We start from the raw sequence: 12541 nt of genomic DNA on the forward strand, positions 1-12541 counted from the left end.
GTGCGTAATTTTACAAAATTCCAGGTGAAAACCCTGTGCTACGACTGAATCAATAGATGATGAATTTTGAGCTTTTCAAGCCCAATTAATTAAACAACAATTGAATATCTCATAAAAATTCAACTGTTTTGAGAGTGATTTCATAGATTGGTTGTCTTGTGATTACAACAGCGTTAAATTCCACATCTAAAAAGACAAAGAACAATCTCTAAATTTTACATTTTTAACGACAAAGAACAACCTAAGGAGAAAATGGCTAAAAACGAATCTTTAGCCGCCCTAAAAATTATACCGTTGGGCGGTTTGCATGAAATTGGTAAAAATACTTGTGTTTTCGAGTATGACGACGAAATTATCTTGTTAGATGCAGGATTGGCTTTTCCCACAGACGGGATGCATGGAGTCAATATTGTTCTTCCAGACATGACTTATGTACGGGAAAATCGCCACAAAATTAAAGGCATGATTGTGACCCACGGTCACGAAGACCATATCGGTGGGATAGCCTTTCACTTGAAGCAATTTGACATTCCCGTGATTTACGGTCCCAGACTAGCACTGGCAATGCTAGAGGGCAAATTGGAAGAAGCGGGAGTGCGCGATCGCACAGAGTTAAGAAGCGTCGTTCCCCGCGATCTGGTGCGAATTGGCAAACATTTCTTTGTAGAATACATTCGCAATACCCACTCCATCGCTGATAGCTTCACAGTAGCAATTCATACACCTCTTGGCGTACTCATCCACACAGGGGATTTCAAATTTGACCACACGCCAGTGGATGGTGAGCATTTTGACTTGCAAAGGCTCGCCGAACACGGTGAAAAAGGTGTACTGTGCTTGATGAGCGACTCAACGAACTCAGAAGTACCAGGATTCACGCCTTCAGAACGTTCTGTGTTTCCAAATCTGGATAGGGTATTCAGTCAAGCCACTGGGCGACTGTTCGTGACCACCTTTGCCTCTAGCGTGCATCGCATTAACATGGTTTTGCAGCTAGCGCAGAAGTATAACCGCGTCGTCACCGTGGTCGGACGTTCCATGCTGAATTTGATTGCCCATGCCCGCAATCTAGGTTATATCAAGTGTGAGGATAATCTATTCCAGCCGTTGCACGTCGTCCGGAATCTTCCTGTGGAAAATGTGCTGATTTTGACGACTGGCTCTCAAGGTGAGCCAATGTCAGCAATGACCCGGATTGCTAATCAAGAACATCCCCACATCAAAATCCGACAAGGAGATACGGTAGTCTTCTCAGCTAACCCAATTCCTGGAAATACGATCGCCGTAGTTACCATCATCGATAAGTTGATGATGCAAGGGGCAAACGTTATCTATGGTCGGGACAAAGGAATTCACGTCTCCGGTCATGGATGTCAGGAAGACCAAAAGCTGATGATTGCTCTGACTCGACCTAAATTCTTCTTGCCAGTTCACGGGGAACATCGGATGCTGGTGAAGCACGCCCAAACAGCTCAAAGTATGGGAATTCCCGCTGAAAACATGGTGATTATTCAGAATGGGAATATCGTTGAACTCACTGAGGAATCCCTCCGTGTTGCTGGTAAAGTGTCAGCTGGTCTAGAACTGGTGGATACTTCCGGTTCTGGTATGGTCAGCGCCAAAGTTCTGCAAGAACGGCAACGTATGGCAGAAGAAGGTATTGTCACAATTGCGACGGCGATAGATTGGAATGGCAAGCTGATGGCGAAGCCAGAAATTCACCTGCGAGGTGTTGTGACGAGCGTCGAGCGCTCCTTGTTGCAAAAGTGGATACAACAGCGGCTCGAAGAAATTCTCACCGTGCGCTGGTCAGAATTTGCCCCTTCTTTTGATGGCGACCAGCCAGAGGTAGACTGGGGTGGATTACAAGAGGTTTTGGAGCGGGAACTAGCACGCTCTTTGCGAAAGGAACTGCATTGTCAACCATCTGTTACCTTGCTGATGCAAATTCCTGATGAGCCACCAGTAAAAGTTAGTGATGGTAGAAGGCGTCGCACTCGTACTGCTGCTCAAGTCGCATCGTAGTCATTAATAATCTCGCGCACTACGCTCTAGACGCTAAGAAAAATTTTGCGACTTTGCGACGCCAGTCGCCTACGGAGGGAAACCCTCCAAAGGGCGCTGGCTCGACTTGGCGCGAGATTTAAAGCAAGTTTCTCCCGCTTGTATATGGGTAGTTCACAAGGCGCTTGCGCTGCCAATTAAGGGTAGCGCATAGCCAAATCTGAACCTACTTATATTAAATCCGGATGATTGCACATAGTATAATGCTCTAAGGGTATTCTGCTACGAAGTATATCCTAAGACGTATTTCCATACCGGATTTGATATTAAGCGGATTTGATATTACGCAGCAATACCAAGAGCGGGTGTGTGAAGCTCGAACTTCTGAGCATCAGTTGCCCAGACATTGTAGTCACTGTCTTCTTCACGTTTATAGAAGATTCTATGCCCCTCATCCGCGTCGGCTGGTTCTACTGAAAGCAGAACAGTTACCTTGGTTTGCGCTGATCCAGTTTCTTCTTTCTCGACTGCTATCGTACCTTGGTAAAATTCGCTCTGACCAATGGTAACAATACCGTCAAATATCAACCTTTCACTGTGAAAGTCTACATCTTCGATATCATGTTGCCAAATAAAATTGGCTGTACCGTTCTTTTTAGTGACGATAAAAGTACCTACACTAGGAGCGAGAAATCCTACATCCTCAAAATCAGAGGGAATAGTAGGCTTGGTACCGGATAGATCTGCGCTGAAAGTTTTGGGAAACGTCATAAAAATAAACTCCTTTGTTTGGCTGATTAAAGTTGAACACAAGACCATTGTTTTGAAGCCTTGTGACAGTTAATAGTTGTATGTGAAATCAACTTATGCAGTTTTGCCGGTGAGTAGCATTAGATAAGATATAAAATTTGAATAATTATATTTACTGAATCCACAGGTATAATAGAAGTAGAGTTAACACTGTCAGTGGCAACCCAAAGCGCAGATGTTCCCAAAAGGTCAGCTTGTAGCCTAACTCAGTAGTTGCTTCGACAACGATAAGATTAGCGACTGAACCAAACAAAGTCAAATTTCCAGCCAAGGTTGAGCCGGCTGCAAGCAATAGCCAAGACTGAGTATCATCTTTAGGAATTAAGGGTTGTAGCAGGAGTACCGCAGGAACATTGGAAATTAGGTTAGATAGGATGGCTGTGACGCTCACTAAACCAGCAGAAGAGTTGACTGCATAAGTGAAGGGCTGCAACAAGTTCAACTTCTGTGTCGCTTTCGTGAGGATGAACAGTCCAGAAAACATCACTAGCAGGTTCCAATCCAGCTCTTTAAGAATCCGCTGTGGTTTAATACGTCGAGTGATAAGCAAAAGGCTTGCAGCAACTAGGGCAGACACTGCAAGGGGTAAGCCTACAGCAAAGGCAATAAGCAGCCCAGTGGTGATAATAATGGTTTTTTGATACAGAGGTTTGAAGATGCGTGCCTTCCCAAGGCGTAATTGCTCGCTGGGTTGAGTTGAGCGTACTTCAGGGTAAAGCAGCCAGAGTAATCCCACCTGAATTGCCAAGCCTATCACGGCGACGGGAGCCAACGCCCGCAGAAAATCGATGTAGCTGATACCTGAGAAAGAGCCAATGAGAATGTTTTGCGGGTTACCGCTCAAGGTGGCTACTGAACCAACGTTTGTTGCCCCAGCGAGTGCAAGTAAATAGGGAATTGGATTCAAATTCAGGGCTTGTGTCAGGCTCAAAGTCAGTGGTGTAAAAATTAGCGCCAAGGTGTCATTAAGAAAAAAGGCGGAAAGGATACCACTGGAAAAAGTTAAGGCGATTAACAAGCCTAAAGGACTGCGGGTGAAACTCAACAGCACTGACAGCGCTGTTGGGAAAAACCCAGCAAAGGATAGATTCGCGTTCACAACCATCATGCTTAACAAAAACACGATGGTGGTGGCATCGATCGCATCCCATGCTTCTTGCAATCTCAGAACACCCAAAGCAATGAGCAATGCAGAACCAACTAGGGCAATTGTGGCACGGTTCATGCGTAAACCAGGTAGATAACCCAGTGCTAACCCCAGGTAAGTCAGCCCTAACACACTGTAGATTGCAAATTGTCGCAGGAGAATCACAAATTTATCAAGTTATTTACAGCAGCGATACAGCTATCAGCAAAATTACTCATATTCCAATGCAAGATTACCACTTCTAAACTACGAGTGAGAATCTGGCTGAAATCACGGAAAATGAACTCTTAAAAAATGGTAACTTGCGTTTTTTGCCAAAGTTTCTTTGGTTTATTCTATGTATCTCCTACTTAACCTCTTTTACATATAAGTTTTTTTTTGGTGACAAGGATGTAATATTTAGAGGTTGCTCTCAATGTAGAATTTACGCAGTTGTCCTAATAGCTCATAACTGCCTGATACAAAAAAACAGTATTTGTACTTAAGCATAAATACTGAGCAATTAGTTTTGTGAAGTTTTTGTAAATGAGACGTTGTCCTCTACCTAAAGGTAGATGTCTTTACTATAATTTTATCTATGTCAAGTTATAAACAAGATATCCATACCATACTTCCGAGGAAAAGGAAATTATTGTTAATTTGACGTAATATAGAACAGGTACTGAGGCTAGTAGCTACTAAATCATCAGATCAGACAAATCATCAGATTGCATCTTAGTCAGAACAACATTCTTCCTGAACAGGTCCTGGCAATGTTGTAGATGTCCATCAGGCAGTTCAAGAGCCTCAATCAAATAGAGGAGTGAACCATGAAGGTATACGATAATACCACAAAAAACATTTTCTTGGCAAGCTGGGTATTGATAAATCAAGCACAAGGTGACGCTCATGGAACCGAGCGCCAGCGTCCTTCTGCCAAGTCTCAAATTGATATTCTCCAACCCATACGGCGTTGGTTAGACAACGTTCAAATTCGCGATCGCCAACTTGCTCATCGCTTGTGTAAGGTGATTCCTTCCCAGTGTCCCTTTGAGCGTGATGTGAAATTTTTGGGTAAAACCTTGTTTCATATTCCGCCAATGTGCAAGCTCAACCCCGTATATGAAGAAGTGGTTAGCTTACGTTTTCGAGCGCTGTGCTATCTAGCGGATCAATGTGGCGAGGATGTCACACAGTACTGCTGATAAATGAGCCTCTTGTTAAGGACTCATCCAGACTGTTTAGTCGTTAGTAGTTAGTGGTTGGTACAAAAACTCATAGCCAACAGCTAACAACTAACAACTAGCAATAGCTCATAACTATTGACTGTTTTTTTCCCATTGTGCAATTGCATTTTGCGCTTTTTTATATGCGGCTGTTCCCTCTGGAACTAGAGCCGCGGTTGCAATTGCGGCTTTGAATTCTCTTCGCGCGGCTCTTGTTTTAGCCAGCTGCAAAATATTTTCACTCCAGCTATCAATAGATTTTTGGGCAATATCAAACCCTGGTTCACCTTGTGGGACTTTTTTGGCAACTTCTATAGCGCGATTGTAGCTAGAAGCCTGTCCAGACCGAATTAAGCCAACAGCAGCATCGATAAGGGTTGTATTGCTGACATACTGTTTTGCTTCTAGCCGCCACTGGTTAATAGATGTTTGTGCTTTTGGGTATACAAGTTGGTCTTTGGGGACTAACTGTGCTGCTGAGATAGCACCCGCATATAGTTTTTGCTTAGCACGATCTTGGGCTAAATCTAAAATCATGCGGCTCCAAATCTTGATGTTGTCTTGAGCTTGTGTGTAGAGCGGTTCACCTGGTTGAATTTTACGAGCCGTATTAATAGCTTGCCTCAAATCGCTAGCCTGAGTTGGACTCAGGGACATTTTCTGCAATTCCAACAGTGCTTGGTTACGCTGTTTCGATTCGTCAGCACTTGGAGTGACTTGTGAGCTAGAAGTGACTTGAGGAGTTGATTGGATTTCTGGTTGGGCTAGTACGATTGGTGATGCTGTGGGGCTGGGTTTTGGTGATGCTTTAACTACCTTTGTGTTATTGCTAGCAGGCTTGGAGGACGGTGGTAATATCTGGGCTAACTTGAATAAAGGGCGATCGCGGAACAAAACAACCACGATTAAGCATAGAAGAAGTATTGTAGCAATGCTCCCCAGTAGAAGGTGCGGCAAGAATTTGTTGTTTGATGACCTTTTGTGGGGATCGGGGGATGAGGAGGATGAGGGGGATGAGGGGGATGAGGGGGATGAGGGGGATGAGGGGGATGAGGGGGATGAGGGAGTGAGGGAGTGAGGGAGTGAGGAGGATGAGGAGGATGAGGGAGTGAGGGAGCTGGGGAGCTGGGGAGATGGGGTGATGGGGTGATGGGGAGCTGGGGTGATGGGGTGATGGGGTGATGAAAGACTATTGTTTGCCGCTACTTCTGCTAGTTCCTTGACTCTTGGTTCGCTTTTCTCCTGCAATTGCGGGGAGGGAACCTGCGGCTTTGATACAAAAATAGTGATGGGGGTTTGTGTGGGACGCCAGTAGTGTTGACATAGTTCTGGCGTGCGGACACTGAGGTATTTTTCTACATTCGCCAAATTGGTACGATTGCCGTAACGCAAAGCTTCTAACAGCGCTGCTGTAAAGAATCCGTGACCTAATTCGCTACTTTCGTGAGAAAATTCGTCTGGTTGACAAGAAAGAATAATAGGAATTTGTAGTTCTTTAGCTAGTTCTATTGTTTCTTTGCCAACGTGAGCATCTGCGTGGGTTCCAAAAGCACGGTTCATATCGAACAACAGCAATGCATCAAGGGCAGCAACTTGCAGACTTTGCATTAATGCTCGTACTTCTATACCCGTCTCTTCGATGCGATTGGGATCACCTTCGACTGGCATTAAGTAATCTTGTCCCTTGTAGTTGACGCCATAACCGCTAAAGAAAAACCACAATCGGTCTTGTGGTCGCCAGCAAGTGGCTGCTAAATGTTCAAATAACAGGAAAATATTCTCTTTACTAGGATAGGTAGACCTCTGTGCAAATGGTGGCGAAGTCTCTGTCATCAGCAGACACTGTTGCGGCAAAAAACCACCTTGTGTCACCAAAAAATCTCTGATCGCCTCGGCATCTGTTTGGGCGCAACTTAAAGGTTGAAAGAACTGATATTGATTGATGCCAATTGCGATCGCCCAATTATTTGCCATCGCGATTTTTGTTACTCCTTGTTTACTTGCCTTTTGGTAGTGGTTGGCTTTGTGAAAAAAACAAGGCTAACCTACGTCATACGTCATAATAGTCTAGCTAAACCACAGATCACCAGTACTGCCCCAGCAATACCTCAATTCGGGTGCTGTTGATCCAAGGGGAAGGACTGGATCTTTGGATGTTCCCCCACTGTTGGGTGTTCCTGCACCGCCGACGCAAGCAAAATAGTGATTTGTACCCAAGGACTCACTGCATTTGTTTGTATGCTTTAGAATAAAAAGGTTGTCTATATTTGCAGTACCCGTTACAATGGCTGTTCCAAAGAAGAAAACATCCAAGTCTAAACGAGACAAACGTCGAGCTACATGGAGGCGCAAAGCCGCAGTTGAAGCGCAAAAAGCTCTTTCTCTAGGCAAGTCTATTTTGACTGGACGTTCTACATTTGTCTATCCAACTGCTGAAGAAGAGGAAGAAGAGGAATCATAATTCCTAAGTTAAAAGTCCTGAGGGTTGAGTCCATAGTCAAAAGTCTAGAGTCCTTTGACTCCATGACTATTGACTAATGACTAACTATCACCTCTGACTGATTAACAAATAACTCTATAAAAATTAGATTGTCTTCAGAAAAGCTATTTTTCTGTGACTATGGTAAGAAAATTTTTTCAAAAGCCTACAAACCAAGAGAGCGATCGCGTTCCTCCTGGTCAGTACTTGACCAAGGGATTTCCTGTATTAACCTACGGTGCAACTCCGCAAATTAGCACAGATGAGTGGGAGTTTCGGGTATGGGGTTTAGCAAAAGGAGCAACCTTTACCTGGTCTGACTTTATGGCGCTTCCGCAGCACGAATTCACAGCAGATTTCCACTGTGTTACGCGCTGGTCGAAACTTGATGTCAAGTGGACTGGTATTAAGGTTACAGACTTTATGAAGCTCATTGAGGTAGACACCAAAGCAGTTCATGTTATGGAACACTGCTATGGTGGCTATACTACCAATCTCCCATTGGAAGACTTTGTACGGGAAGAAAACTTCTTTGCCTTTAAAGTCTTTGGAGAACCGTTACCAGCAGAACATGGTGGTCCATTGCGGCTTGTCGTTCCCCACCTCTACGCCTGGAAAAGTGCCAAGTGGATTAATGGTTTGGAGTTTCTAGAACGCGAGGAATCGGGTTTTTGGGAACGCAATGGCTATCACCGCCGTGGTGAACCCTGGGCGGAGGAACGATATAGTTAGTGGTTTTGGGTAGCCCTTTCAAGGTGACTCGTAAAATCTCTTCTTTTCTCTCTGGGGTCTGGAGCGTCTCGGCGGTTTATAAGTCAATACGCTTGGTGATAAGACCAAAACCATTATCAACACGTCTATGTAGAGACGTTGCATGCAACGTCTCTACACGTGTGGAATCTATGGCACATTCGTGCCACGCTTCGCTATCACCAACAATCCTTAACAGCAAGCGTATTGGTTTATAAGTTATTTAACCCGATTAGGCGCAGAGTACACAGAGTAAAGAGGTTAAAAAGGAGTTTTTTGACCAAAATTTTTACCCACCTTGAAAGGGTTGGTGGTTTTGGGTTTTAGACTTGACTAAGTAGGTGGGGCTATGCCCTATCTACTGGCTTAACTTATAAGTACCTATAACTTTTCTGGTTTTGGAATGACAAACAGCGTTGCATGTGATCAGGCTAATTTCAGTAACATGCATTTCCCCAATATAAATATTTTCCAATTCTTTGACTTTATTTTGAAATGAGGAACTCGGCTCATGTGTAAATCTACATAAGGTCATGTTTCCAAAAAATATAGTATCAGAAATATATTTTTTATTATCTGGTACGCCTATTTCTCTTAAGCCAAAATCTAATGCTTGAACTAATTTTCTGAGGGTATCATTACAATACCCTAACAGAGCAACACTCGTTGGAAACAAAATTAAACCTTCAAAACTAAAAGTGAACGATTGAAAAGTTGGAATTATTTGAGTAAATAATTGATGAACTTTAACAACATCTTCGTCATTAAAAAGAGGGGGATTATGTATAGATCGCACATTTTTAATAGTTAAGTGGAGTAATTGACTCGAATAATAGAAGTGGTTAGGGTCTAAGCTTTTTAATGGTTCAATTATTTTTTTTAATATTGTTTTTGCAATATCTTTTCAAGTAAAAGCCACTGATGTTAGACAAGTTTGGTCATCGTTTTCATAATCACTTTGCATCTCAACAATGCTCGATTTACTTTGCCCTTGGTGAATACTATCTTTCATCTGTTGGATAGTTTTTTTTTGCTGGACAACGTAGTCATCATTCATAATGAAATACTTGTTCAATTGCTAATAAGTACCGATAGATGCAGGGTAAGGAGGGCAATTCCCACCCTACCACCCTAGCCACTCTAACCAATAAATCGCTTCAGTGTAGATAACTTGTCTTTATAGGGAGCGTATCGCAATTTTAAATCGAGCCAGAAGGAATTGTGCAACACACTTTTGTAATGGGAAAAGGTGTCAAAGCTGAATTTACCGTGATAGTTGCCAATTCCGCTATCACCCACACCGCCGAATGGTAACGATGAAACAGCATACTGCATGAGTGTGTCGTTAATACAAACTCCACCAGATGAGGTTTCCTGCAAGACTCGTTGTTGCAGGTTTTTGTTATTAGAAAATAAGTACAAAGCCAAGGGTTTTGATTTAGAGTTAATTAGGGCGATCGCTTCTGTTATATCGGTATATTCAATGACAGGAAGAATAGGACCAAAAATTTCTTCCTGCATTACCGAGTCTGTCAAGGAGACATTATCAAGCACTGTGGGAGCAATATAAAGTTCCGAAGGATTAGTTTCTCCCCCAATACGAATTTCGCCATCTTTCAAGAGGCTAGCTAACCTGTCAAAATGTTTTTGATGGATAATCCTAGCATAATCAGAACTGTTGGCAGGATTACCTTCATAAAATTCTTGCAGGCGTTTTTGAATTTCATTTAACAAATTTTCTTTGATTTTTTTATCAACTAAAAGATAGTCAGGTGCGATACAAGTTTGTCCAGCGTTGAGAAACTTGCCCCAAGTAATGCGTCTGGAGGTGTGTTCGATGTTAATATCAGAATCTACAATACAAGGACTTTTGCCGCCCAATTCCAAAGTCACAGGTGTCAGGTGTTTTGCGGCTGCTTCCATGACTATTTTGCCTACAGCTGTACCACCAGTAAAAAAGATATGGTCAAACTTTTCTGCTAGGAGTTGTTGACTTGTTTGCACACCTCCTTCTACCACAGCAATATAAGCCGGATCGAAATATTTTTCCATCATCTGACTTAAAAGACGAGAAGTGTGGGGTGCAAGTTCTGAAGGTTTGAGAATTGCACAGTTGCCTGCCGCAATAGCACCTACCAATGGTGAGATAATTAATTGAAATGGATAATTCCAAGTACCAATAATTAAAACGACTCCTAGCGGTTCAGGATAAATTTTTGCAGAAGCGGGAAATACTTGCAGGGAAACTGGTGCTTTCTGAGGGTTCGTCCAAGTTTTGATGTGTTTGATAGCATGATCAATTTCTTGGAGTGTTCCAATTTCTGTAACATAGCTCTCAAATTCTGGTTTCTTCAAATCCGCTTTTAGTGCGTTGATAATCGCTTCTTTATTCTCAGTAACTGCTTGTTTTAAAGTTTTCAGTTGTTCCAGTCGAAAATTAACGTCTTTTGTCTGATTAGTATTAAAAAAATCACGTTGTTTGCGGATGATATCGGCAATTGATAATTCTTGAACAATCATCATTTTTGTCCTTGGTAGCTAACTTTTGCAAGAAGTCTATAGTAATCCTATTTTATTTATGTGAAAGTGCCTGCGCTAAGCACATAAATTGACCTTATTCAGATCCCCGACTTCTTAAAGAAGTCGGGGATCTTGTTTTTTCACAAATTATTTAGGGCTGCTATAGTACTTAGCACTGTTTTGGTCAGGTGGGCTGTTTGCCTATATCCTATTTATAACTAATTCCGAAGAAACGATAATGATTACTGTTTGATAGGCAAACGTACTGTGAAGACACTGCCTTTGCCAACTTCTGAATTCATGAGAATAGTCCCTTGATGTGCTTCGACAATTCGACGAGAAAGGTACAGCCCTAAGCCACTACCAGAACTCTTGTGACTTCCTTGGCGAAACCGTTCAAATAAAGTTGCTTGTTCTTCAAGAGGAATACCTGGACCTGTATCTGCTACTTCAACGGTAATATATTCATCTGAAGCAGTCGCTGGCGTAAGGCGGATGGTGACTGACCCGGTATCGGTAAATTTGATAGCATTGCCTATAAGGTTGGTGAATAGCCGATGCAGTTCTAGGCGATCGCCCATCACTTTACTAATCCCTGAATCTTCACCCAAATGCAGATTGACTGCAAGTTCCTTTTGTGCTGCTAAAGAACTTAATTCTTCAGAGACTTCTTCTAGTAACTGGCTAAGATTAACGGGTTGAAACGCCAGGGTTTTACGACCTGCTTCAAAGCGATAAACTTCTAGCAAGGTATTTACCATAGCCAGCAGGTTGCTGTTACTGCGAGCCATAATCTCTATGACTTCCTGCATTTGATCTGACAGATTTCCCAAAGCACCCTCCTGAAATAGCAACAGCATCCGATCCGCTGCGACTAGGGGTGTGCGTAAGTCGTGGGTGAGGCGAGAGACAAAATCTTGCCGTTGGCGGGCGATTTCATCGCGTTCATCTATACTGTGCTTGAGACGAAGGAGCGATCGCACTCGCGCGAGCAATTCATCTACGGTGACAGGTTTGCGGATAAAATCGTCAGCACCCAAGTCTAATCCTTGAGCAACGTTGGGTGAGTCATGGGCGGTAATGAGCAAAATTGGGATAAATGGCAATGCCATATTTTGCCGAATACGCTTGGTGACTTCATAACCATCTATACCCGGCATCATCAGATCCAGCAACACTAAGTCACAAGCCGATGTTTCAATCTGTGCCAATGCTGAAGCACCATTTTCTGCCGTGCTAACTGTGTAGCCTTCTTCCTCCAAAATGGTTTTAATTAGAAAGACATTATCAGGAGAATCATCTACAACCAGAATCTTATCAGAGTTAGAAGATTTAGACATACAGCATAGAAGAGATGCAGTAAAACTAGATGAGTGTATACAAAGCTAGACTTGTATTATTTTTGTCATTTTTTACTTAGGTTGACTTCCTACGGAGGAAACATTTTTTACTCTAAAATTTTCTCAACTTAGTCTTTATTTTTTTTTTAGAGGTTCAATGCTGTTTCTCTTTGCCAGAAATAATGACAAGCTAATTCAATTATGGCTCGTAGAATTTTAGAACAAGACACAGGCGATAAAGGTTACGATTTTTGTAGCTGTTGAGTACGGTTAGCAGCAGTGAACC

General features: G+C 42.7%; 11 protein-coding genes. 4 read left to right on the plus strand and 7 right to left on the minus strand.

Annotated elements, in window-relative coordinates; all coding sequences use genetic code 11:
• The first annotated feature begins 252 nt into the window (after positions 1 to 252).
• On the plus strand, positions 253 to 2025 hold the full coding sequence (locus tag ACM0OZ_RS28410; RefSeq protein ID WP_414586191.1) for a ribonuclease J: 1773 nt from the start codon (positions 253 to 255) through the stop codon (positions 2023 to 2025).
• Positions 2026 to 2346: 321 nt separating this feature from the next.
• Here the strand turns inward: ACM0OZ_RS28410 and ACM0OZ_RS28415 are convergent, their stop codons facing one another.
• Positions 2347 to 2775, minus strand: a complete 429-nt coding sequence (locus ACM0OZ_RS28415) for a hypothetical protein (protein ID WP_414586192.1) — start codon at positions 2773 to 2775, stop codon at positions 2347 to 2349.
• A 151-nt stretch (positions 2776 to 2926) separates the two neighbouring features.
• A complete protein-coding gene (locus ACM0OZ_RS28420) occupies positions 2927 to 4123 on the minus strand; it encodes an anion transporter (protein WP_414586235.1) in 1197 nt (398 codons plus the stop codon).
• Between the two features lie 647 nt (positions 4124 to 4770).
• Between ACM0OZ_RS28420 and ACM0OZ_RS28425 the strand changes: the two genes are divergently transcribed.
• Positions 4771 to 5145, plus strand: coding sequence for a Mo-dependent nitrogenase C-terminal domain-containing protein (locus tag ACM0OZ_RS28425; RefSeq protein WP_414586193.1), 375 nt, complete (start codon positions 4771 to 4773; stop codon positions 5143 to 5145).
• A 114-nt stretch (positions 5146 to 5259) separates the two neighbouring features.
• On the opposite strand, the gene ACM0OZ_RS28430 is transcribed toward ACM0OZ_RS28425, so the two are convergent.
• Positions 5260 to 7140: a caspase family protein gene (locus ACM0OZ_RS28430; RefSeq protein ID WP_414586194.1), complete on the minus strand. Its 1881-nt coding sequence runs from the start codon at positions 7138 to 7140 to the stop codon at positions 5260 to 5262.
• Between the two features lie 310 nt (positions 7141 to 7450).
• On the opposite strand from ACM0OZ_RS28430, the gene rpmF reads away from it, so the two are divergent.
• Together rpmF and ACM0OZ_RS28440 are read left to right on the plus strand one after the other, a co-directional pair.
• Positions 7451 to 7627 carry a 50S ribosomal protein L32 gene (gene rpmF, locus ACM0OZ_RS28435; RefSeq protein WP_073635836.1) on the plus strand — a complete coding sequence of 59 codons (177 nt, stop codon included), beginning with the start codon at positions 7451 to 7453 and terminating at the stop codon, positions 7625 to 7627.
• Between the two features lie 159 nt (positions 7628 to 7786).
• On the plus strand, positions 7787 to 8377 hold the full coding sequence (locus tag ACM0OZ_RS28440; RefSeq protein WP_414586195.1) for a sulfite oxidase-like oxidoreductase: 591 nt from the start codon (positions 7787 to 7789) through the stop codon (positions 8375 to 8377).
• Between the two features lie 376 nt (positions 8378 to 8753).
• On the opposite strand, the gene ACM0OZ_RS28445 is transcribed toward ACM0OZ_RS28440, so the two are convergent.
• The 4 genes from ACM0OZ_RS28445 to ACM0OZ_RS28460 all read right to left on the minus strand — a co-directional run bounded on the left by ACM0OZ_RS28445 (position 8754) and on the right by ACM0OZ_RS28460 (position 12255).
• Positions 8754 to 9191 carry a 2'-5' RNA ligase family protein gene (locus ACM0OZ_RS28445; RefSeq protein WP_414586196.1) on the minus strand — a complete coding sequence of 146 codons (438 nt, stop codon included), beginning with the start codon at positions 9189 to 9191 and terminating at the stop codon, positions 8754 to 8756.
• A 108-nt stretch (positions 9192 to 9299) separates the two neighbouring features.
• On the minus strand, positions 9300 to 9452 hold the full coding sequence (locus tag ACM0OZ_RS28450; RefSeq protein ID WP_414586197.1) for a hypothetical protein: 153 nt from the start codon (positions 9450 to 9452) through the stop codon (positions 9300 to 9302).
• Positions 9453 to 9535: 83 nt separating this feature from the next.
• On the minus strand, positions 9536 to 10915 hold the full coding sequence (locus ACM0OZ_RS28455) for an aldehyde dehydrogenase (RefSeq protein ID WP_414586236.1): 1380 nt from the start codon (positions 10913 to 10915) through the stop codon (positions 9536 to 9538).
• A gap of 242 nt (positions 10916 to 11157) precedes the next feature.
• A complete protein-coding gene (locus ACM0OZ_RS28460) occupies positions 11158 to 12255 on the minus strand; it encodes a sensor histidine kinase (protein ID WP_414586198.1) in 1098 nt (365 codons plus the stop codon).
• Positions 12256 to 12541: the final 286 nt, after the last annotated feature.

This window comes from Scytonema sp. PCC 10023 (assembly GCF_963920835.1).
Classification (GTDB): Bacteria; Cyanobacteriota; Cyanobacteriia; order Cyanobacteriales; family Nostocaceae; genus Kalymmatonema.